The organism is Acidovorax sp. GW821-FHT09B03 (assembly GCF_059418305.1).
The window spans coordinates 134,689-156,025 of record NZ_JBWKPP010000004.1 but is presented as its reverse complement, the minus strand read 5'-3'; the positions used below and the strand labels follow the sequence as shown (position 1 = coordinate 156,025).

Here is a 21,337-nt window from a genome sequence, read left to right as displayed (position 1 = left end):
AAACCGCGCCAGGGCGCGGTTTCGAGGGGATGGAGGAGGAGCTCAGAAGCTGCGGAAGGCTTTGAGCTCGGCGCTGACGCGCTCGAATTCCTGGATCAGCGCGGGCGTGGCGCCGTAGAACACGGTGAACTTGCCGGCCAGCGTGCGCACGTACAGGCGCGGTGCGATCAGCCAGCCCAGGCCGCGCACGCGGATCAGCTTGGCGTAGGCCAGGTCGTCGAAGGGCAGGGCCTTGTCCCAGACCCAGCGCTGGTGCAGGCCGTCCTTGCTGATGCGCGTGCGGCTGACCATGATGCTCCACCAGGTCCAGGCCATGAGCACCAGGCCGGCGATGAACCAGCCCGCGCCGTTGCTCACCCCCGTGCTGGAACCCAGGGCGCCGCGCGACCACAGCTGGGCGAACCAGACGGCGCAGCCGCCCACGATCACCGTGGCCAATGCCCGGAAGGTCGGCGAGAACGCCGAGCCTGCCACCTCGCCCCCTTCGGGGGTGAAGCGAAAGGGCTCCGGCATGGACATGGGGGTCTGGTTCAGCATGGACAGGGTCGCCACTTGCGTTCTCACTGCTTGGCGTCGGAGCCCGCAGGCGCCGCGGCAGCCGGTGCGGCATCCGAGGCCGCCGGAGCGGGGTCACCGAACGGGTTCTCACCCGCGCCCGAGGAGTTGGAGTCGGAGTTCATCAGGTCGTCGGCGGGCACCTCGATCTGCACCTTGTCGGTGTCGATGACCTCGGCCTTGGGCAGGAACATGGTCACCGTCTGGGGCACGAAGATCACGATGGTCACCAGCAACAGCTGCATGATCACCCAGGGGATGGCGCCCATGTAGATGTCGCTCGACAGGATGGGCTTGGGAATGCGCCCCTCCTTGAACAGGGTGTTGGAGATGCCGCGCAGGTAGAACAGTGCGAAGCCGAAGGGCGGGTGCATGAAGCTGGTCTGCATGTTCACGCACAGCAGCACGCCGAACCAGATCAGGTCGATGCCGAGCTTGTCGGCCACCGGGCCGAGCATGGGCAGGATGATGAAGGCGATCTCGAAGAAGTCGAGGAAGAACGCCAGGAAGAAGATGAACAGGTTCACCGCGATCAGGAAGCCGATCTGCCCGCCGGGCAGGCCCGAGAGCATGTGCTCGACCCACTTGGCGCCGTCCACGCCCTGGAACACCATCGAGAACACGCGCGCACCGATCAGGATGAACACCACCATGGCCGTCAGGCGCATGGTGCCCTGCATGGCCTCCCACATCAGGGCCCAGGTCAGGCGCTTGTGGATGGCGGCCAGGATCATGGCGCCCACCACGCCCATGGCGCCGGCTTCGGTCGGTGTGGCGATGGCGGTGTCGATACCCGGCAGGCCGCCCATGGAACCCAGCACGGCGAAGATCAGCAGCGCCGAGGGAATGATGCCGCGCAGGCACTTGAGCCACAGCTTGGCGCCGGACATGGTGCGCGCTTCCTTCGGGATGCCGGGGATGTAGTGGGGCTTGAACACGCCCAACATGAAGGTGTAGCCCGCGAAGATCAGCACCTGCAGGATGGAGGGGCCCCAGGCGCCGCGGTACATGTCGCCCACCGAGCGGCCGAGCTGGTCGGCCATGACGATCAGCACCAGCGAGGGCGGCACCAGCTGGGTGATGGTGCCCGAGGCGGCCAGCACGCCGGTGGCGTAGCGCATGTTGTAGCCATAGCGCACCATCACGGGCAGCGAGATCAGGGCCATGGCGATCACTTGGCCGGCCACGGTGCCGGTGATGGCGCCGAGGATGAAGCCCACGATGATGACCGAGTAGCCCAGGCCGCCGCGCACGGTGCCGAACAGCTGGCCCATGGAGTCGAGCATGTCCTCCGCCAGGCCGCACTTCTCGAGGATGGCGCCCATGAAGGTGAAGAACGGGATGGCAAGCAGCAGCTCGTTGCTCAGGATGCCGAAGATGTTGATCGGCAGGTTGGACATGAAGACGGCCGGGAACCAGCCCATCTCGATGGCGAAGAAGCCCGAGGCCAGCCCGAGGGCGGCCAGGGAGAAGGCGACGGGGAAGCCGATCAGCATCACCAGCACCAGCCCCGCGAACATGATCGGGGCAAAGTTTTCCATATGCATTTTGTTGTTCCTGAGTATCCGGGAATGGGGGCGCAGTCGGTGCGCTAGCGGGCGGGGCGGGCCGGCGGGCTGCGCAGGGAGGACTGCTGTGTCACGATGGGGTGTTCATCGGCCCTGGTTATTGCACCGGCTTTTCATAGTGGGTGTTCATCTGGTAGATGCCTTGCAGATGGGCCACCCGCTTGACGATCTCGGAGACACCCTGCAGGAACATCAGGCCAAAGCCCACCGGCAGCAGCAGCAGCGCGGGCCAGCGGATCAGGCCGCCCGAGTTGCCCGACATCTCGCCCGAAACGAAGCCACGCAGGAAGAAGGGCCAGCTCAGGTAGGCGATCAGGCCCATGGCCGGCAGCAGGAACAGCGCCAGGCCCATGATGTCCACGTAGACCTGCTTGTTGCCGCGCAGCTTGCCGTAGATGATGTCCACGCGCACATGCTCGTTCATGTACAGCACGAAGGGTGCGCCCATCATCACCGTGGCGGCGAACAGGTACCACTGGATCTCCAGCCAGGCGTTGGAGCTGTAGTCCAGGCCGTAGCGGACGAAGGCATTGCCCGCCGAGATCATGGCCGCCGCAAGCACGGTCCATGTTGCCACCTTGCTGAGCTGGCTGGAGATCCAGTCCATGCCCAAAGCCAATTTGAGAAGTGCTGACACCTTGTGTCTCCTGGGGTTTTGAAAAGAGCGCAGACGCACCCGAAGCGCTGCCGGGTGTCTGAAAGTAACGCGGATGGTACCCCCTGGGCGCTGAAGAAAGCCTGACGCGCGGGGATAGGGTTTTCCTCAGGCTCCCCTCATCGGCCCCGTGCCAGCGCGGGCCTTGCCGCCTGGGCACCCGGCTTTGCGGTGTCAGGTCCGTGCAGGCTTGGGCCGGGCAAACTGCCACCAGGGCAGCACGGCGCTCATGGACAGCACCTCGCCGCAGTGCATGGGCGCATAGCCGGGCAGGGCCGCCATCTGCGCCTGCCAGGCCGTGGTCTGCAGCAGGTCGCGCAGCGCCTGGGTGGCCGGCTGCTCCAGCGTGGATTTCAGGCAGGCCAGGTGGTAGCGTTCCTGTGCCAGGGGCACGAAGCCCAGGCCCCGGGCGTGGGCCGCCAGCTCGATGCCCATGCCCACGTCGGCCGCGCCGGCCGCCACTGCCTGGGCCACGGCCGTGTGCGAGGGTTCGTGGCGCTCATAGCCCTGCAGGTCGCCAGGGCCGAGACCCGCTTGCGCCAGCAGGTCGTCCAACAGCACGCGCGTGCCGGTGCCCAGCGGCCGGTTCACGAAGCGCACGCCCGGGCGGGCCACGTCGGCCAGCGTCTGCAGGCCCAGCGGGTTGCCGCGCGCGACGATCAGCCCCTGGGTGCGCTGGGCAAACCCGATGATCTTGTGGTGCCCCGGTCGCAGCAGCGGCTTGTAGGTGCGGGCGGCCAGCGAATCGGCGGCGGGTGTCTCCCGCGTATGGAAGCCGGCAATCGTGCACCGGCCTTCGTTGAGCGCGCGGATCGCATCCACGCTGCCGGTGAAGCGGATGTCCAGGTGCAGCGCGCCGGTTTCGCCCGGCGTGGCTGCATAGGCACGCAGCGCCGCCAGCGCATCGTCATGGCTGGCATACATGGTCAGCACATGCGCCTGGTCGTCGAAGGCCACGGCGAAGGCCCGCTCCAGGTCGGCATGCAGGGCGGCGATCTGCGGCGCCAGCCGGGCCTGGGCCTGGCGTTCGGCCCACAGCAGCTTGGCGCCGAACTCGCTGAGCTGCGCGGACTGCCCCTTGCCCCAGATGATCAATTCACCGCCCAACTGCTCCTCCCAGCGCTTGAGGGCGCCCCAGACATGGCGGTAGGACAGCTTCAGCGCGCGCGCCGCGCCGGAGATGGAGCCCTGCTCGGCCACCGCCTGCAGCAGTTCGGGCAGGGGGTTGCGGATCTGGGTGTCGCCCGCATCGCGGCTGAGCGTGTAGTGAAGTTGGACCCTATGCACGGCCGTTCATATCGCTGGAGAAGAAGGAGGTCCATACGATAGCCCAAGCATGTCCACCCTGACGCAAAGCGCCGCCACCGCCCTTGAACTGACCCTGTCGGGGGATCCGGCGCTGTGGACCATCGTCGGCCGCTCCCTGTCGGTCAGCGCCACGGCCTGTGCGCTGGCCTGCGCCGCGGGCCTGGTGCTCGGGGCCTGGCTGGGCGTGGCCCGGTTCGCCGGCCGGGGGGCGGTGCTGGCGGTGCTCAACACCCTGCTCGCCGTGCCCTCGGTGGTGGTGGGGCTGGTGGTCTACCTGCTGCTGTCGCGCAGCGGCCCGTTCGGTGCGCTGGGCTGGCTGTTCAGCTTCAAGGCCATGGTGCTGGCCCAGGCCATCCTGGTGCTGCCGGTGGTCACCGCGCTCACGCGCCAGGTGGTGGAAGACGCCGAGCGCGCCCATGGCGAGCAGCTGCGTTCGCTGGGAGCCGGTCCGCTGCTGCGCAGCCTGCTGCTGGCCTGGGACGAGCGCTATGCGCTGCTCACGGTGCTGATCGCCGCGTTCGGCCGCGCCATCTCCGAAGTCGGCGCGGTGATGGTCGTGGGCGGCAACATCGATGGCTTCACCCGCGTCATGACCACGGCCATCGCCCTCGAGACCAGCAAGGGCGACCTGCCGCTGGCGCTGGCGCTGGGCCTGGTGCTGCTGGGCGTGGTGCTGGCCCTGAACGTGCTGATCGCGCTGCTGCGCCGCTGGCGCGAGCGGGTCGATGGCGGTGCCTCCGACGTCCTGGCGGGGGTGGCGGCATGAGGCATCCCGAGCCCCAGCCCGTGGCCATGCCGCCCGTCCTGTCCCCGCTGATCGAATTGCAGGGCGTGGCCGTGCGCTACGGCCGTGTGCAGGCGCTGGCCGACATCGACCTGCGCATTGCCCCGGGTGAGCGCGTGGCCCTGGTGGGGGCCAACGGCAGCGGCAAGAGCACCCTGTTGCGCGTGCTGCACGGCCTGGTGCCGCCCAGTGCCGGCCAGGTGCGGTGCGACGCGGCGCAGCGCCAGGCCATGCTGTTCCAGCGCCCGCACATGCTGCGCACCAGTGCCCAGAACAATGTGGCGCTGGCGCTGTGGCTGCGCGGCACGCGCTGGCGCGAGGCCCGGGCCCAGGCCCTGGCAGCGCTGCAGCGCGTGGGGCTCGAGGCCATTGCCGCGCAGAACGCGCGCACCCTGTCGGGCGGCCAGCAGCAGCGCGTGGCGCTGGCGCGCGCCTGGGGCCTGCAGCCCGGCGTGCTGCTGCTCGATGAGCCCACGGCCAGCCTGGACCCGCATGCCAAGCGCGAGGTCGAAGGCCTGATGGCCGACCTGGCAGGCAGCGCGGTGCAGGCAGGCGGCAGCATCCAGGTGGTGACCATGGTGTTCAGCAGCCACAACCTGGGCCAGGTCAAGCGCCTGGCCAGCCGCGTGGTCTACCTGGAGCAGGGCCGCATCGTTGCCGCCCTGCCGGTGCACGAGTTTTTCAACGGCCCCCTGCCGGAGGCCGCGCGTTTGTTCGTCAAAGGAGAAATAGGATGAGACAACCCACGATGGCCCGCCGCCACCTGCTCTTGGTTCCCTCTGCGGTCGCACTGGCCCTGGCCCTGTCGCATGGCGCGGCATTTGCGCAGGCCACGATCACCATGGCATCGACCACCTCCACCGAGCAGTCGGGCCTGTTCGGCCACCTGCTGCCGGAGTTCAAGAAGGCCAGCGGCATCGACATCAAGGTGGTGGCCCTGGGCACCGGCCAGGCGCTGGACATGGCGCGCCGCGGCGATGCCGACGTGCTCTTCGTGCACGACCAGGTGGCCGAGGAGAAGTTCGTGGCCGATGGCTGGGGCGTCAAGCGCTACCCGGTGATGTACAACGACTTCATCCTCGTGGGCCCCAAGGCCGACCCGGCGGGTACGCAGGGCAAGGACATCGTCGAGGCCCTGAAGAAGCTGGCGGCCGGCAGCGCCCCGTTCATCTCGCGCGGTGACAAGAGCGGCACACACGCCGCCGAGCTGCGCTACTGGAAGCTCGCGGGCGCCGAGGCGGCCAAGGGCGGCGGCTACAAGGAATGCGGCTGCGGCATGGGCCCGGCGCTGAACATCGCTGCCTCCAGCGGCGCCTACGTGCTGGCCGACCGGGGCACCTGGCTCAACTTCAAGAACCGCGCCGACATGGTGGTGCTGGTCGAGGGCGACACGCGCCTGTTCAACCAGTACGGGGTGATGGTGGTCAACCCGGCCAAGCACCCGCAGGTCAAGGTGCAGGACGCCCAGAAGTTCGTGGACTGGGTGGTCTCGCCCGGTGGGCAGGCCAGCATCGCCGCCTACAAGATCGGCGGCGAGCAGCTGTTCTTCCCCAACGCTGGCAAGTAGGGGTGGGCCCGCGCCATGCACCGCTGGATGCCCAGGGCCCAGGCGGCGGGGGCCATGCTGGCCATGGCGGGCTGCGCTAGCCCGCCGGCCGAGCCGGCCGCTGCGCCCGCGGCGCTGCAGGTCTATGCTGCCGGCAGCCTGCGCGAGGTGTTCACCGAGGTGGCCGCCGCGCACCAGGCGCGCACGGGCCAGCCGGTGGAACTGAGCTTCGGCGCCTCGGGACTGCTGCGCGAGCGCATCGAGCAGGGTGCGCAGGCCCAGGTGTTCGCGTCGGCGGATACGCAGCACCCGGCACGCCTGGCGGCCCGGGGCGGCTGGCAGGCGCCCGTGGTGTTCGTGCGCAACGGCCTGTGCGCCCTGGCCGCCGAGCAGGTCCGCACCACCCCCGCGACCCTGCTGGCCACCCTGATGCGGCCCGATATCCGGCTGGGTACCTCCACGCCGCTCGCCGACCCCTCGGGCGACTATGCCTGGGAGCTGTTCCGCCGTGCCGAGGCGGTGCAACCGGGGGCCTTCGCGGTGCTGGAGGCCAAGGCATTGCAGCTCACCGGCGGTGCCAGCTCGCCCAAGCCACCCGCCGGGCGCGGCACCTATGCCTGGGTCATGGAGCAGGGGCAGGCCGATGTCTTCCTGACCTACTGCACCAACGCCATGGCCAGCCAGCGGGAGCTGCCGCGCCTGCAGGTGGTACAGGTGCCGCCCGCGCTGCAGGTGGGCGCCGCCTACGGCGTGTCGGTGCGTTCGGGGGCTCCGCCTGCAGCGCATGCATTCGTGCGCGCACTGCTCTCGGAATCCGCCCAGGCGGTGTTCAAGCGGATGGGCTTTGCGGCGCCCTGACCGGCGTTCAGAATTCCAGATAAGGCTTGGCCACCATGAGGTAGAACACCACCACCATGGCCACGAAGGCCGGGTAGCCCAGCGCCTCCCACCAGCGGGCGTAGCGCCAGTAGGTGGGGGGCAGGGCGTCGCTGCCGGCGTCGGCCGCCTGCTGGGCCAGTGCGCGCATGCGCAGCTGCAGCCACACCACGGGCAGCCAGCACAGGCCGGCCAGCACGTACAGCGCGAGCGAGACGGCGAGCCAGGGCGTGGACAGGGGCAGGCCTGCCATGTGCGCCATGGCCAGCCCCGTGGCGGGCTGGATGAACACCGTGGGCGTGGTGAACCACCAGTCCGCCCGCACCACCAGCCGCGCCACCACGGCCTGGGCCTGCAGGTTGCCGCTGCGGTTGGCAAAGAACATGTAGTAGGCCGAGCCCAGGCCCGTGCCCACCAGCAGCACGCTGGAGACGATGTGGATCCACTTGAGGGTCAGGTACAGGCTCATGGTCGGGGGTCGTCGCGCAGCAGCACCACCAGGATGGCGGCGATGGGCAGGTTCTTGGTCAGCGGGCCGAAGGGGTGCAGCCACCACCCGGGTTCGATGGCGGTGGCCAGCAGCGTCATCACCCCCATCAGCAGCAGCGCAGCGGCATAGGCCACGCGGCCGGGCCACAGGGCGATCCACAGGCCCACCACGGCATCGGCGGCGGCGCCGGCCAGCACCAGGGCGGTGACGACCTGTGGGCTGTTGAAGGGCAGGGTGGCCAGCAGCTGGCGGCTTTGGCCGTCGAGCTCCCAGACGCTGACGACCGCGGTGGCGAGCCAGACGAAGACCAGGCTGTAGCGCAGCAGGCGGCGGTGGTCGTCGCTCATGGTGCTGGGGCCTCTTCTTCCACCACGTCCGTCACCATGCCCCATTTCGTGAACTCGGGCGCAAAGGCCGCCAGCGGCAGCAGGCTGGTGCTGGTGTGGGCGCCGACCGGAAGGACGGCATGGTCTCGCGCGAGCTGGCGCGCCAGCAGGATGGCGGCCATGCAGGGGATCTCGGGGCCGTGGTCGTTGTCGGCGGCGATGTGCCAGGCGCGGCGCCGCGGTGCGCCCTGTGCATCGGCACCGGCCACGCGCACCACCATGCCGCCCAGCGGCGTGCCGAGGAAGTCGAACACCCCGCCCGTGCGGTGCATGAGCCCGGCCAGGCGCTCGGGGCGCCGCAGCACGCCCCAGGCGCGCAGCGCGGCGATGGCAGCGAAGGCGCGCTGGGCCAGACCCACTTCGAGTGCGGCGCGAAAGTCCACCCGCTGCGTGACGCGGTAATGGGCCGGCAGCAGCTCCAGGTCGGGGATGTCGCAGACCGCCGCCAGGCGCGGGCGCAGGCGCTGGAACCGCACCAGGGTGGGCGCCGCCCAGCCAAGCCGGTTCTGCCAGCGGCCGTCCTCCCACACGGGGATGGCCTCGCCGCAGTAGCTGAGCACGGCTGCCAGGGTGGCCTGGCCGCGCGGCGCGCGCTGGGCCGGGGCGATGCAGATGTCGATGCTGTCGATGCGCTGCCAGCCGGCGCACAGCTGGTCCACCACCGCCGAGGACAGGGCCGGCACCGTGCTGGCGCCGCAGACCGCCGTGCGCCCCGCCGCCGTGAACCGGGCGTTCAGGGCCGCCGGGAAGTCGCAGACGAAGCGGCGCCCGTCGGCCAAGTCGATGTAGTGCGCACCGGCTTCGGCGGCCGCCTCGGCCACCGCATAGCCCTGCGCCTGGAACGGCCCTGCCGTGTGGACCACCAGGCCCACGCCGAGCGCCTTCAAGGTCTGCGCCAGGCCGGGCGCGCTGTGGTCCAGCGCGACGCCCTGGGAACCCGGGCCCAGCGTGGCTGCCAGGGCCTGGGCCTGGGCGGCGCTGCGGCCGGCCACCAGCAGGTGGATGCTCGGGTCGCCGGCCAGTGCGCGGCAGATGCGGGCGCCGAAGTTGCCATAGCCCCCCAGCACCAGGGTGGTCAGTGCAGCGGTGCTCATCGGCGGGCCCCTTGGGGCTGCATCCATGCGGCAGCCGCAGCAGGGGGGGTGTGGGGCTCGGGGGATTCCGGGGAGTCGGTCGTGCCCGCCTGGGCCCGCAGTGTGGCCAGGTGCTGGGGCCACTGGGCCTGGTTCCAGCCGGGCACGTCGGCGGCCGGCATGGGCCTGCAAAGGACATAGCCCTGGACGGTGGGCAGGCCACAGGCCGCCAGGGTCTGCAGCTCGGCCGGGGTCTCGACCCCTTCCACCACCACCGACAGGCCGAACTCGCTGGCCAGCGCGCCCACGTGCCGCAGCAGCGACTGGCGCCGCGGGTCCTGGGCCAGCTGGCGCATGAACAGGCGGTCGCACTTGATGCCGGCAATCGGCAGGTCGGCCAGCATGCCCAGCGAGGAGTAGCCGGCGCCGAAATCGTCCATCAGCACGCCCACGCCGATGGCCTGCAGCCGGCGGATGGATTCGAGCATGCGCGGGCCGCTGGCGATCAGTGCGTGCTCGGTCAGCTCCAGCTTGAGGGCGCTGCCGGGCAGGGCACGGCGCGCGAGCTCGGCCTGCAGCCAGGGCGCGAAATTCTCTTCGAGCAGGGTGGCCGGTGCCACGTTCACGCTGAACTTCGCAGCCGCCATGCCTGCGCTGCGCCATTGGCAGGCCCAGGCCATGGCGTTGGTCAGGATCAACCGGTCCACCAGGGGCGTCTTGCCCTGCAGTTCGCAGACCAGCAGGAAGGCCTCGGGATGGATGGGCCCCAGGAGCTCGCTGCGCACCCGCAGCAGCGCCTCGAACTGCACCTCGCCGCTGTCCAGGTCGGCAATCGGCTGGAAGTGCAGGACCAGCTGCTCGGGCAGCAGCAGCTGCGGCAGCTGGTCCGCGATCAGCGACAGCTGGATGTCTCCCTCGGGCGCCTGCACTTCGTAGCTGGAGGTGCGCATCAGCGACAGGCCGCGGCGCAGCAGCTGCTGGCGCGCCTGGTCGAAGCGCATATTGCTCAATTGCTCGGTGGCGATGGCCATGCCGAACAGCAGCACGATCACCAGCAGCGCCACCCCGTCGGTGGGCGCGGCGCTGTCGGGCCATTCCAGGGGAAAGGTGTTCACCAGCAGCCAGTGCAGCACCAGGATGGCGGCGCCGGCCAGGAGCTTGTCCTGCCATTTCTGGGGAATGTAGATGCGCGTCAGGGCCTTCATCTTGGCCGCGCGGTGGCGTATGGAGGTGTAGGCGGCGATGCCGATGGCCGTGGCCAGGGCCAGCACGACGGCCAGACCGTTCACCCGCGCATAGCTCGATACGTAGCCTTCGGAGATGGTGAAGTGTGCGGCCAGCATGCCCAGCGACAGCCCGGTCCCGGCCAGCAGGATGCGTGCCTTGCTGGTGCTGGTGCTCAGCGTGGGGACCGTCAGCCGCGCGCTCAGCGCCATGATGACCAGCCCCGTGAGCGCGGGCACCAGGCCCAGCATGTGGCCGGCCAGCTCGGCATACATGAGCATGCCCACCACGTCCAGCGCCCACACGACGCAGCCGATGCACAGGGCGGCATGGGATGCGCTGATGCGCCGGCTCGACGGGTCGATGGCAAAGGCCGTGTGCTCCACGAGCCGCTGGCACACGTGCACGACCAGCGAGGCGAAGATCCAGAACAGCAGGCTGTGCAGCAGCGGCGGAAAGCCCACCGCGAACACCTGCGTGGCGTCATGCCCGATTGAAAACATCCTGACCCTTCCCCCCAAAATCTTGTGCAGTCATCATACGACCTGCCCATGTCGGGGCGGCTGGACCCAGGAACTGGGCCGCCATTTCAGCGCTCCATGGCGCTGCACGCCATGCCCGAGCCGCGAAACTGGCACGGCCGAAGCCAGTGCTGCTGCGCGGCGCCACAGGGGGCATCAATTGACGATGGCGACGCCCTTGACCTGGGCGAAGACGGCCTTGCCCGGCGCCAGTGCCAGGGCCTGGGCCGAGCGCTGCGTCACCCGCGCCAGCAACCGCGTGGGGCCGGCATCGAGCGCCACCATGCACTGCCCGGGGCTGTCGGCGTCGACCTGCACCACCGTGGCGGCCAGGATGTTGAGGATGCTGGTGTCCACCTGCTCGGCCAAGGTCAGGCTCACATCGCGCGCCTGGATGCGCAGGCGCACCGGCGTGCCGGCCGTCCGCTCCGTGGGGCTGGCCAGCAGCAGCTGGCCGCCCGCGAACTGCACGCTGGTGATGTGGTCGTGCGCGTCATGGCGCAGCACCGTGCCCTCCACCACCGAAGCCGCTGCATCGCCGTGCGCCAGCGGCAGGTCCAGGCGCACCAGCATGTCCTCGGTGCGCCCGCTGGCCAGCACCCGGCCGTCCTGCATCAGCACCATGTGCGCGGCCAGGCGCGCCACCTCGTCGATGGCGTGGCTCACGTAGAGCACGGGTATCTCCAGCGCCCGGTGCAGCCGTTCCAGGTAGGGCAGCACCTCGGCCTTGCGCTGGGCGTCCAGCGCGGCCAGGGGCTCGTCCATCAGCAGCACGCGCGGGCCGGTGGCCAGGGCGCGGGCCATGGCCACGCGCTGGCGCTCGCCGCCCGAGAGGGCATGGGGCTTGCGGTCCATCAGGTGGGCGATGCCCAGCAGGTCCACCGCCTGGTCCAGCGCCACGGTGTGCTGCCGCTCCCGGGGCGTGCGCTTGCGGCCATAGTCGATGTTGCCGCGCACGCTCAGGTGCTCGAACAGGCTGGCCTCCTGGAACACATAGCCCAGCGCGCGCTGGTGCGTGGGCCGCCAGATGCGCTGGCTGTCGTCCTGCCAGACCTCGCCGTTGACCACCACGCGGCCCGGCTCGGCCCGCGCCAGCCCCGCGATGGCGCGCAGGCTGGTGGTTTTGCCGCAGCCCGAGGGGCCGAACAGGGCGGTGACGCCGCGCCCGGGCAGCGTGAGGTCCACGTCGAGCGTGAAGCCGCCGGGGCGGGTGAGCACCAGGCGGGCGGAAATCTGGTCGTCTGCAGCCATCAGGACACCATGGACGCGCGGCGGCGCGTGAGGTTCAGGCCCAGCAGCACCAGGAAGGAGAAGGCCACCATGCAGCCCGCCAGCCAGTGCGCCTGGGTGTATTCGAGGGCTTCCACGTGGTCATAGATCTGCACCGAGACCACGCGCGTCACGCCCGGGATGTTGCCGCCCAGCATGAGCACCACGCCGAACTCGCCCACCGTGTGGGCAAAGCTCAGGATGGCCGCGGTGATGAAGCCCGGGCGCGCCAGCGGCAGTGCCACGGTGAAGAACCGGTCCAGCGGCCCGGCGCCCAGCGTCGCCGCCGCTTCCAGCGGCCGGGTGCCGATGGCCTCGAACGCCGCCTGCAGCGGCTGCACCGCGAACGGCAGCGAATAGATCAGCGAGCCCGCCACCAGCCCCCAGAAGGTGAAGGGCAGGGCGCCCACGCCCAGCCACTGCGTGAACTGCCCGATGGGCCCGTTGGGGCCCATGGTGACCAGCAGGTAAAAACCGATCACCGTGGGCGGCAGCACCAGCGGCAGCGCCACCACGGCCGACACCGGCCCGCGCCAGCGCGAGGGCGTGTGCGCCAGCCACCAGGCCAGCGGTGTGCACAGCACCAGTAGCAGTGCCATGGTGGTGCCCGCGAGCCGAAGCGTGAGGCCGATGGCCGCAAGGTCGGCGCTGGAAAAGGGCATGGGCAGTGGAGAGGGATCGTGCAGGGAACTGTTTAGAAACTATAGCCGTAAGATTTGATGATGGTTTTGGCCTTGTCGCCCTTGAGGTACTGCATCAGCGCCGTCGCCGCCGCATTGCCCTTGCCGGTCTCCAGCAGCGCCGCATCCTGGCGGATCGGCTCGTGCATGTCTGCGGGCACCTGCCAGGCCGAGCCCTGGGCGATCTTGCCGTCCACCATCACCTGCGACAGCGCCACGAAGCCCAGTTGCGCATTGCCCGTGGCCACGAACTGGTAGGTCTGCGCAATGTTCTCGCCCTGCACGAAGCGCGGCTGCAGCGTGGCGGTGAGCCCGAGCTTGTCCATCACCTGCGTGGCGGCCAGGCCGTAGGGGGCCAGCTTGGGGTTGGCGATGGCGATGTGCTTGAAGTCGCCGGTCTTGAGCACGGCGCCCTTGGCGTCCACATAGCCCTCCTTGGCGCTCCACAGCACCAGCGTGCCGATGGCGTAGGTGAAGCGCGAGTTGGCCACCACCTTGCCTTCGCGCTCGAGCTTGGCCGGCGTGGCGTCGTCGGCCGACAGCAGGATCTGGAACGGCGCGCCGTTGGTGATCTGCGCGTAGAACTTGCCCGTGGCGCCGAACGACAGCTCGGCCTTGTGGCCCGTGTCAGCCTCGAAGGCGGCCGCGATCTTCTGCATGGGCGCGGTGAAGTTGGCGGCCACGGCCACCGACACCTGCTCGGCATGGGCCGTGGCGGCGGCAGCCAGGGCCAGGCTGAGAACGGAGAGAAGGCGGGCGGTGGGCATCTGCATGGCGGTAGGGCGCGCAAGCGCTGTTCATTGATGGAATAGCGAAAGTATAAAAGCAGGCGCCATGGCGCGCTGGCAGCCCTTGTGGCGCGTGGCGGTATTCGGGCCGCATCCCCTACACTGTGTCCACCATGCTGATGTTCCCTCCTGAAATCCTTGCCGCCTACCTTGTTGCCGTGATCGTCGTCGTCTTTGCGCCGGGGCCGGACAACATCCTGGCCATCAGCCGCGGCCTGAGCCAGGGGCGCCTGGCGGCGGTGCTGTCCTCCATCGGTGCGGGCCTGGGCATCATGGTGCACACGGTGGCTGCCACGCTGGGGCTCACGCTGATCGTGCAGGCCTCGCCGCTGGCCTTCTGGGCCGTGAAGATCGCCGGCGCGGCCTACCTGCTGTACCTGGGGTACAAGGCGCTGACCTCGGGCAACCTGATCTCGTTCGCGCCGGCCGCGCGCCAGCCGCTGGCCAAGGTGTTCGGCGTGGGCCTGTTCTCCAACGTGCTCAACCCCAAGCCGGGGCTGTTCGTGCTGGCCTTCATCCCGCAGTTCGTCGACGCATCGCGCGGCCCCGTGGCCACGCAGATGCTGGTGTACGGCGCCATCTTCGCGGTGCTCACGGCGCTCATCTTCTCGGTGCTGGGCAGCTGCGCGGCGCAGCTCTCGGGCTGGCTGGCGCGCCGCCCGCGTGCCACCAAGTGGCTCAACACCGGTGCGGGCGTCACCTTCATTGCCTCGGGCATTTCGGTGCTGGCACTGGGCAACCGGCGCTAGGCAAGGCACCGCGCCCCGATGCCCGGCACCCCTCCCGTTTCCTTTGCGGGCGCGCTCAGCCATGACATGGCCGACAAGCGCATCGCCATCCTGCGCGAGATCGGCGCGGGCGGCTCGATCTCGCAGGCGGCGCGCGCCGTCGGCGTGAGCTACAAGGCCGCCTGGCAGGCGCTCGACACCCTCACCAACCTGGCCGGCACGCCCCTGGTGGACCGTGCCGTGGGCGGTGCCGGCGGTGGCGGTGCGCAACTGACCGACGCCGGCCACCAGCTGCTGGCCGCCGCCGACGCCATGGCCCAGGCGCGCAGCGCCGTGCTGGCGCGCTGGGAGGGCAGGGCGGGCCCTGCAGCAGCGCGCCTGGCGGTGCGCACCAGCATGCGCAACCAGTGGCCCTGCAGCGTGCAGCGGCTGGAAGACTTGGGCCAGATCGTGCGCGTGCACCTGGGCCGGGCCGCGCAGGGGGGCGATGCCTTTCTCAGCGCCCGCATCACGCGCGAGAGCGCCGAGTTGTTGGGCCTGGCGCCCGGCCTGGTGGTGCAGGCCCTGTGCAAGGCCACGGCGGTGCGGGTGGAGCGCGCCGGGGCGGACCTGCCCGCGGCCGAGCCCGGCACCTGCCGCCTGCCTGCCAAGGCCGTGCGCGTGGTGCGCGGGGCGTCGGGCGACGAAGTCTCGGCCGAACTCGCCCACGGCATCCAGATGGTGGGCTTTGCCGCGCCGGACAGCGGCCTGCGTGCCGGCAGCCGGGTGCTGGTGGTGGTGGAAGACAACGCGGTGGTGATCGCGCTGGCCCAGGGCTGAACGCGACTCAATGCCCCTTCGGGGCGCCCAACTTGCGGTACACCGTGGCCCGGCTGATGCCCAGGGCGCGCGCCGCCTCGGCCACATTGCCGCGCGCCTCCTGCACCGCCTGGCGGATGAGCGCGGTTTCCGCCGCGCGCAACGGTGCCGCTGCCACGGCAGGCACCGGCGTGGGGGGCAGCAGGGGCCGCAGGGCACTGCCCTGCCGGGGCGCCAGCGCCAAGCCTTGCAGGCGCAGGCCCGACCACAGGGGCAAGTCCAGCGGCGCGGCGCCCGCATTCTGGCGCTGCGCAGCGTCGAACAGCAGGGCCCAGGGCAGGGCCAGCAGCTCGCTGGCATGGGCGCGGGTGCCCGGCGTGCGCAGTGGCTGGGGCACCAGCTGGCGCGCCGTGCGGTTGCTGCCCTGTATATAGCCATCGGCGTCCAGCAGCATCAGGCCATCGCCTTCGCCGCCCAGCGTGCTGCCGGGCCAGTTCAGGCGCAGCAGCAGGGCATGGGGCTGCTGCAGCAGCAGGGCGTCTTCGATGGCGCGGGCCGAGCGGTCCACCAGGTGGCGCAGTTCGGGCCGCTCGGGCACGTCCACGCCCGTCAGGTCCAGCATGCCGGCGCAGCGGCCCTCGGGGTCGAACAGCGGCGCACCGGCGCAGCTGTAATGGGTGTTGTCATCGAAGAAGTGCTCGCCCCGGTGCAGCCACACGGGCTGCAGCTCGGCCAGCGCGGCGCCGATGGCGGTGGTGCCCACGGCCGCTTCCGACAGGTCGATGCCGACGCGGCCGATGGCATGCACGCGCGCGTCGCGGTGGTCGATGGCGCCCTGCACGTCCACCACCACGCCGCGCGCATCGGTGAGCACCGCGAAATAGTGCATGCCGGCAATGGCGCGCGTGAGGTGGCCCAGCACCGGCTGCGCGGCCTGCAGCAGATGGCGGTGCTGCTCGGCCACGCCGCGCAGCGTGGCCGCACTCACCTGGTCGAAGGCCACGCGCTGGCGCGGCGACTGGCCCTGCGCCAGGCAGCGCTGCCACGAGCGCACGATCCAGGGCTCGATGCCCAGCGCGGCCGGCACCTGGCCCTGGCTGAACAGGGCGGTGCGGGCGCGGGCGATCAGGGCCTGGCGCTCGTCGGGTGGTGGCGTGACGGCAGCAGCAGCGGCGGACAGCATGGCGGACTCCCGTGGGGTGGCGGGCCGGTGCACCCACTGCGGGGTGCTTCGGTGTGCAGTGCGCATGATGCGCGGGCGGTGCACTGCAACATGTTTCATTTTGAGAATATCCGCCGCCGCGCGCCGCCAAGCTAGGGTTGACCCTAGGAATCCGGCCCCGCGCCCGGCCCAAGATGCGGCTTGCAGATCCAGCCAACACCCTCCCGAGGAGACAGCCAGATGCAAGTCCAGTTCACCGTCAACGGCCGTGCGGCCAGCGTTGATGTGCCCCCCAACACCCTGCTGGTCCACGCGCTGCGAGAGCACCTGCTGCTCACCGGCACGCACGTGGGCTGCGACACCAGCCAGTGCGGCGCGTGCACTGTGCACGTCAACGGCCGCGCGGTGAAATCCTGCGCCATGCTGGCCGTGCAGGCCCAGGGCGCCGAGGTGCAGACCATCGAGGGCCTGGCCGCAGCCGACGGCACCATGCACCCCATGCAGGCGGCCTTCAAGGAATGCCACGGCCTGCAGTGCGGCTTCTGCACCCCCGGCATGGTGATGAGCGCGGTGGACCTGTGCACCCACCACCCCAAGGCGGACGAGGGCGAGATCCGCGAGCTGCTGGAGGGCAACATCTGCCGCTGCACCGGCTACCAGAACATCGTGCGTGCCGTCCAGCACGGCCAGAAGGCCATGGCGTCGGCCTGAGCCCCCGTCCAGAACTCACACACCAGGAGACAAGACCATGGGTGCTTCCGACTTTTCCAAGCTGCCGCACATCGGCGAGGCCCTGCGCCGCAAGGAGGACTACCGCTTCCTCACGGGCGCGGGCCAGTACACCGACGACGTGGTGCTGGCCGCGCAGAGCCACGCCGTGTTCGTGCGCTCGCCGCATGCGCATGCGCGCATCAACAGCATCAACACCGACGCCGCGAAGGCCGCACCCGGCGTGCTGGGCGTGTTCGTGGGCACCGACGTGGCGGCCGACAACATCAACGGCCTGCCCTGTGGCTGGCTCATCACCAGCACCGACGGCCAGCCCATGAAGGAGCCGCCGCACCCCATCCTGGCGCAGGGCAAGGTGCGCTACGTGGGTGACCACGTGGCCATGGTCGTGGCGCTCACGCAGCAGCAGGCGCGCGATGCGGCCGAGCTGGTGGAGGTGGATTACGACGTGCTGCCCGCCGTGGTCCACGTGGCCGATGCCGCGGCCGGCAAGGTGGCTGGCGCCGGCCTGCATGACATCGCCGAAGACAACCATTGCTACAAATGGGCCATCGGCGACAAGGGGGCGGTGGACTCGGTGTTCGCCAGCGCCGCGCACGTGACGAAGCTCGACCTGGTCAACAACCGCCTGATCCCCAACGCGATGGAGCCGCGCACGGCCATTGGCTCCTACAGCCGGGCCAACGACGAATACACGCTCTACGTGAGCAACCAGAACCCACACGTCGAGCGCCTGTTGATGACCGCCTTCGTGATGGGCCTGCCCGAGCACAAGGTGCGCGTCATCGCGCCCGACGTGGGCGGCGGCTTCGGCTCCAAGATCTTCCTGTACGCCGAGGACGTGTGCCTGACCTGGGCCGCCAAGAAGCTCAACCGCAACATCAAGTGGGTGGCCGACCGCAGCGAGGCCTTCCTCTCGGATGCCCATGGCCGCGACCACGTGAGCCATGCCGAGATGGCGCTCGACAAGGACGGCAAGTTCCTGGCCATGCGCGTGCACACCGACGCCAACCTGGGTGCCTACCTGTCGACCTTTGCCACGGCCGTGCCCACCATCCTCTACGCCACCTTGCTGGCCGGGCAGTACACCACGCCCCAGGTCTATGTGGAGGTGGACGCCTGGTTCACCAACACCGCGCCGGTCGATGCCTACCGCGGCGCGGGCCGGCCCGAGGCCACCTACCTGCTCGAACGCCTGGTCACGCGCTGCGCCTGGGACCTGGGCCTGTCGCAGGACGAGATCCGCAAGCGCAACTTCATCACCACCTTTCCTTACCAGACCCCGGTAGCCTTGCAGTACGACGTGGGCGACTACCACGCCTGCATGACCCAGGCCCAGGAGCTGGCCGACGTGGCCGGCTTCGAGGCGCGCAAGAGCGCCAGTGCCGCCAAGGGCTTGCTGCGCGGCGTGGGCTACAGCAGCTACATCGAGGCCTGCGGCATCGCGCCGTCGAACATCGCCGGCGCCCTGGGCGCACGCGCCGGCCTGTTCGAATGCGGCGAGGTGCGCGTGCACCCCACGGGCAGCGTGACGGTGTTCACGGGCTCGCACAGCCACGGCCAGGGGCACGAGACCACCTTTGCCCAGGTGGTGGCGGCGCGCCTGGGCATTCCGGTGGAGAACGTGGACATCGTGCACGGCGACACGGGCCGCGTGCCTTTCGGCATGGGCACCTACGGCTCGCGCTCCATCAGCGTGGGCGGCGCGGCCATCATGAAGGCGCTGGACAAGATCGAGGCCAAGGCCAAGAAGATCGCGGCCCACCTGATGGAGGCCAGCGACGCCGACATCGACTTCAGCGGTGGTGAGTTCACCGTGCGCGGCACGGACAAGAAGATCCCCTTCGGCCAGGTGGCGCTCACGGCCTACGTGCCGCACAACTACCCGCTCGACAAGCTCGAACCGGGGCTCAACGAGACGGCCTTCTACGACCCCACGAACTTCACCTTCCCGGCTGGCACCTACATCTGCGAGGTGGAAGTGGACCCGATGACCGGCTCCACCCGGGTGGACCGCTTCACCGCGGTGGACGACTTCGGCACCATCATCAACCCCATGATCGTCGAGGGCCAGGTGCATGGTGGGCTGGTGCAGGGCATCGGCCAGGCGCTGATGGAGAACTGCGTGTACGACCGCGAAACCGGCCAACTGCTCACCGGCAGCTTCATGGACTACGCCATGCCGCGTGCCGATGACTTCCCCGAGTTCAAGCTGGGCCATGTCTGCACGCCCTGCACGCACAACCCGCTGGGTACCAAGGGCTGCGGCGAGGCCGGCGCCATCGGCTCGCCGCCCGCGGTGATCAATGCCTTGCTCGACGCCCTGCGCCCGCTGGGCGTGAAGGAATTCGACATGCCCGCATCGCCCCACCGCGTGTGGGAAGCCATCCAATCCGCCAAGGCATGAGGAGAGCACACCATGTATGCATTCACCTATGAAACCCCGGCCAGCATGGCCGATGCGGGGCGCCTGGCGGCCGCGGGCGGCAAGCCCATTGCAGGCGGCCAGAGCCTGCTGCCTTCCATGCGCCTGCGCCTGGCCAATCCGGGCCAGATCATCGATCTCAACGGCATCCCCGAGCTGGCCGGCATCCGCCGCGAGGGCAATGCCCTGGTGATCGGCGCGATGACCCGGCACATGGACGTGGCCGCGAGCGCGGAGGTCAAGGCCGCCATCCCGGCCCTGGCCGACCTGGCCGCGCACATCGGCGACCGCCAGGTGCGTGCCCGCGGCACGCTGGGCGGCTCGGTGGCCAACAACGACCCCGCGGCCTGCTACCCGAGCGCCGTGCTGGGGCTGAAAGCCACCGTCATCACCGACCAGCGCGAGATCGCGGCGGACGACTTCTTCGTGGGCATGTACACCACGGCGCTGCAGGAGGGCGAGCTGATCACCGCGATCCGCTTCCCGATCCCGAAGCGCGCGGCCTACCTCAAGTTCAAGCAGGCGGCCTCGCGCTTTTCGCTGGTGGGCGTGTTCGTGGCGCAGACCGACGCCGGCGTGCGCGTGGCCGTCACCGGTGCCGCCAGCAGCGTCTTCCGCCAGCAGGCGCTGGAGGCGGCGTTGAACCAGGACTTCTCGGTGGCCTCGGCCGCCGCGGTGAAGGTGGACGCCAGCGACCTGAACACCGATATCCACGCCAGCGCCATCTACCGTGCCAACCTGATCAGCGTACAAACCCAAAGGGCGGTGGCCCAGATGCTGGGTTGATGTTCCGCTGTCCGTCCCCAACCGCCATGTGCCCGCGTGCATGGCGGGTCTCATCTGCCCTATGAATGCTGCTGCCTTGCCATCCGAGCTGGCCTCCATCGACGACCTGGTGCAGGCCCTGCAGCGCGTGGGCTATTTTGCCGACCGGCGCCTGGCGACCGCCGTGTTCCTGGCGCTCAAGTTGCAGCGCCCGCTGCTGCTCGAAGGCGAGCCCGGCGTGGGCAAGACGGCGCTGGCCAGGGCCCTGTCCGAGGTGCTGGCGCGCAGCCTGATCCGCCTGCAGTGCTACGACGGGCTGGAGCAGCGCGAGGCGCTGTACGAGTGGAATTACGCTGCCCAGCTGCTGCACATGCGTGCCGCCGAACTGGAGCCAGGGGGCGCAAGAGACATCGAGGCCGAGGTCTACCAGGAGCGCTACCTGATCCGCCGCCCCCTGCTGCAGGCGCTGCAGGCACCCGCCCCCGGCGCCGTGCTGCTGGTGGACGAGGTGGACCGCGCCGACGAGCCCTTCGAGGCCTTTCTGCTCGAATACCTGGGCGAGTACCAGGTCAGCATTCCCGAGATCGGCACGGTGCGCGCCACGGCCACGCCGGTCACCCTGCTCACCAGCAACCGCACGCGCGACCTGCACGACGCCGTCAAGCGCCGCTGCCTGTACCACTGGCTCGACTACCCCGAGCGTGAGCGCGAGCTGGCCATCGTGCGCGCCCAGGTGCCCGGCGCCAGCGAGGCCCTGGCTGCCCAGGTGGCCGACTTCGTGCACCGGCTGCGCAGCCAGCCCTTTGCCAATGCCTTCCAGCGCGCGCCCGGCATCGCCGAGAGCGTGGAATGGGCCAAGGCGCTGGTGGCGCTCGACACCCTGGTGGTGGACCCCGAGATCGTCTCCGACACCGCCGGCATCCTGTTCAAGCAGCGCGAGGATGTGGCCGCGCTGACGCGGGACATGGCGGCCGAACTCCTCAAGCCGGTGGAAGAAGCGGGCTGAC

General features: G+C 70.0%; 22 protein-coding genes. 10 read left to right on the top strand and 12 right to left on the bottom strand.

Translation table 11 applies throughout. The annotated features are described in order from the left end of the window. Positions 1-42: 42 nt before the first annotated feature. The 4 genes from AC07PA_RS09835 to AC07PA_RS09820 form a co-directional block, all read right to left on the bottom strand. On the bottom strand, positions 43-537 hold the full coding sequence (locus tag AC07PA_RS09835; RefSeq protein WP_494604967.1) for a hypothetical protein: 495 nt from the start codon (positions 535-537) through the stop codon (positions 43-45). A 23-nt stretch (positions 538-560) separates the two neighbouring features. After that, entirely contained in the window at positions 561-2,102 is a 1,542-nt protein-coding gene (locus tag AC07PA_RS09830; RefSeq protein ID WP_007853416.1) for a TRAP transporter large permease, read from the bottom strand. 118 nt (positions 2,103-2,220) lie between these two features. Continuing rightward, the gene (locus AC07PA_RS09825) at positions 2,221-2,760 is read right to left on the bottom strand and encodes a TRAP transporter small permease subunit (protein WP_007853420.1); all 540 of its coding nucleotides are present in this window, start codon (positions 2,758-2,760) and stop codon (positions 2,221-2,223) included. 192 nt (positions 2,761-2,952) lie between these two features. Continuing rightward, positions 2,953-4,065 carry a substrate-binding domain-containing protein gene (locus tag AC07PA_RS09820; RefSeq protein ID WP_494604965.1) on the bottom strand — a complete coding sequence of 371 codons (1,113 nt, stop codon included), beginning with the start codon at positions 4,063-4,065 and terminating at the stop codon, positions 2,953-2,955. A 49-nt stretch (positions 4,066-4,114) separates the two neighbouring features. Here AC07PA_RS09820 and AC07PA_RS09815 point away from each other — a divergent pair, with 49 nt between their 5' ends. From AC07PA_RS09815 to AC07PA_RS09800, 4 genes are read left to right on the top strand one after another with little or no spacing between them, the layout of a single operon-like run. Beyond that, positions 4,115-4,852, top strand: a complete 738-nt coding sequence (locus tag AC07PA_RS09815; protein WP_494604963.1) for an ABC transporter permease — start codon at positions 4,115-4,117, stop codon at positions 4,850-4,852. Positions 4,853-4,890: 38 nt separating this feature from the next. Beyond that, positions 4,891-5,607, top strand: a complete 717-nt coding sequence (locus tag AC07PA_RS09810) for an ABC transporter ATP-binding protein (RefSeq protein ID WP_494605264.1) — start codon at positions 4,891-4,893, stop codon at positions 5,605-5,607. After that, the gene (locus AC07PA_RS09805; RefSeq protein WP_494604962.1) at positions 5,604-6,437 is read left to right on the top strand and encodes an ABC transporter substrate-binding protein; all 834 of its coding nucleotides are present in this window, start codon (positions 5,604-5,606) and stop codon (positions 6,435-6,437) included. The genes AC07PA_RS09810 and AC07PA_RS09805 overlap by 4 nt, the downstream gene beginning before the upstream one ends. 15 nt (positions 6,438-6,452) lie before the next feature. Beyond that, positions 6,453-7,274 carry a molybdate ABC transporter substrate-binding protein gene (locus tag AC07PA_RS09800; RefSeq protein ID WP_494604961.1) on the top strand — a complete coding sequence of 274 codons (822 nt, stop codon included), beginning with the start codon at positions 6,453-6,455 and terminating at the stop codon, positions 7,272-7,274. A gap of 7 nt (positions 7,275-7,281) precedes the next feature. Here the strand turns inward: AC07PA_RS09800 and AC07PA_RS09795 are convergent, their stop codons facing one another. The 7 genes from AC07PA_RS09795 to modA all read right to left on the bottom strand — a co-directional run bounded on the left by AC07PA_RS09795 (position 7,282) and on the right by modA (position 13,708). Further along, a complete protein-coding gene (locus AC07PA_RS09795) occupies positions 7,282-7,761 on the bottom strand; it encodes a DUF2269 family protein (protein ID WP_494604960.1) in 480 nt (159 codons plus the stop codon). Then, a complete protein-coding gene (locus AC07PA_RS09790) occupies positions 7,758-8,129 on the bottom strand; it encodes a DoxX-like family protein (RefSeq protein ID WP_494604959.1) in 372 nt (123 codons plus the stop codon). Before AC07PA_RS09790 ends, AC07PA_RS09795 begins: the two co-directional genes overlap by 4 nt. Beyond that, positions 8,126-9,262: a saccharopine dehydrogenase NADP-binding domain-containing protein gene (locus tag AC07PA_RS09785; RefSeq protein ID WP_494604958.1), complete on the bottom strand. Its 1,137-nt coding sequence runs from the start codon at positions 9,260-9,262 to the stop codon at positions 8,126-8,128. The genes AC07PA_RS09790 and AC07PA_RS09785 overlap by 4 nt, the downstream gene beginning before the upstream one ends. Beyond that, positions 9,259-10,968, bottom strand: a complete 1,710-nt coding sequence (locus AC07PA_RS09780) for an EAL domain-containing protein (RefSeq protein WP_494604957.1) — start codon at positions 10,966-10,968, stop codon at positions 9,259-9,261. Before AC07PA_RS09780 ends, AC07PA_RS09785 begins: the two co-directional genes overlap by 4 nt. Before the next feature lie 174 nt (positions 10,969-11,142). After that, positions 11,143-12,237: a molybdenum ABC transporter ATP-binding protein gene (modC, locus tag AC07PA_RS09775; protein ID WP_494604956.1), complete on the bottom strand. Its 1,095-nt coding sequence runs from the start codon at positions 12,235-12,237 to the stop codon at positions 11,143-11,145. Then, on the bottom strand, positions 12,237-12,917 hold the full coding sequence (gene modB / locus AC07PA_RS09770; RefSeq protein WP_494604955.1) for a molybdate ABC transporter permease subunit: 681 nt from the start codon (positions 12,915-12,917) through the stop codon (positions 12,237-12,239). The genes modC and modB overlap by 1 nt, the downstream gene beginning before the upstream one ends. 32 nt (positions 12,918-12,949) lie before the next feature. Further along, positions 12,950-13,708 (bottom strand): molybdate ABC transporter substrate-binding protein, encoded by a 759-nt coding sequence (gene modA / locus AC07PA_RS09765; RefSeq protein ID WP_494604953.1) that lies wholly within the window; start codon positions 13,706-13,708, stop codon positions 12,950-12,952. A gap of 128 nt (positions 13,709-13,836) precedes the next feature. Between modA and AC07PA_RS09760 the strand changes: the two genes are divergently transcribed. Together AC07PA_RS09760 and AC07PA_RS09755 are read left to right on the top strand one after the other, a co-directional pair. Beyond that, positions 13,837-14,472, top strand: a complete 636-nt coding sequence (locus AC07PA_RS09760) for a LysE family translocator (RefSeq protein ID WP_494604951.1) — start codon at positions 13,837-13,839, stop codon at positions 14,470-14,472. 18 nt (positions 14,473-14,490) lie between these two features. Continuing rightward, positions 14,491-15,270: a TOBE domain-containing protein gene (locus AC07PA_RS09755; RefSeq protein ID WP_494604949.1), complete on the top strand. Its 780-nt coding sequence runs from the start codon at positions 14,491-14,493 to the stop codon at positions 15,268-15,270. Positions 15,271-15,277: 7 nt separating this feature from the next. Here the strand turns inward: AC07PA_RS09755 and AC07PA_RS09750 are convergent, their stop codons facing one another. After that, positions 15,278-16,432 (bottom strand): helix-turn-helix domain-containing protein, encoded by a 1,155-nt coding sequence (locus tag AC07PA_RS09750; RefSeq protein ID WP_494604947.1) that lies wholly within the window; start codon positions 16,430-16,432, stop codon positions 15,278-15,280. 219 nt (positions 16,433-16,651) lie between these two features. Here AC07PA_RS09750 and AC07PA_RS09745 point away from each other — a divergent pair, with 219 nt between their 5' ends. The 4 genes from AC07PA_RS09745 to AC07PA_RS09730 all read left to right on the top strand — a co-directional run bounded on the left by AC07PA_RS09745 (position 16,652) and on the right by AC07PA_RS09730 (position 21,336). Continuing rightward, the gene (locus AC07PA_RS09745; RefSeq protein WP_494604945.1) at positions 16,652-17,122 is read left to right on the top strand and encodes a (2Fe-2S)-binding protein; all 471 of its coding nucleotides are present in this window, start codon (positions 16,652-16,654) and stop codon (positions 17,120-17,122) included. Positions 17,123-17,159: 37 nt separating this feature from the next. Beyond that, the gene (locus tag AC07PA_RS09740) at positions 17,160-19,547 is read left to right on the top strand and encodes a xanthine dehydrogenase family protein molybdopterin-binding subunit (protein ID WP_494604943.1); all 2,388 of its coding nucleotides are present in this window, start codon (positions 17,160-17,162) and stop codon (positions 19,545-19,547) included. Positions 19,548-19,559: 12 nt separating this feature from the next. Beyond that, positions 19,560-20,351 carry an FAD binding domain-containing protein gene (locus tag AC07PA_RS09735; protein ID WP_494604941.1) on the top strand — a complete coding sequence of 264 codons (792 nt, stop codon included), beginning with the start codon at positions 19,560-19,562 and terminating at the stop codon, positions 20,349-20,351. 61 nt (positions 20,352-20,412) lie between these two features. Further along, positions 20,413-21,336, top strand: coding sequence for an AAA family ATPase (locus AC07PA_RS09730; protein WP_494655372.1), 924 nt, complete (start codon positions 20,413-20,415; stop codon positions 21,334-21,336). Position 21,337 lies beyond the last annotated feature (1 nt).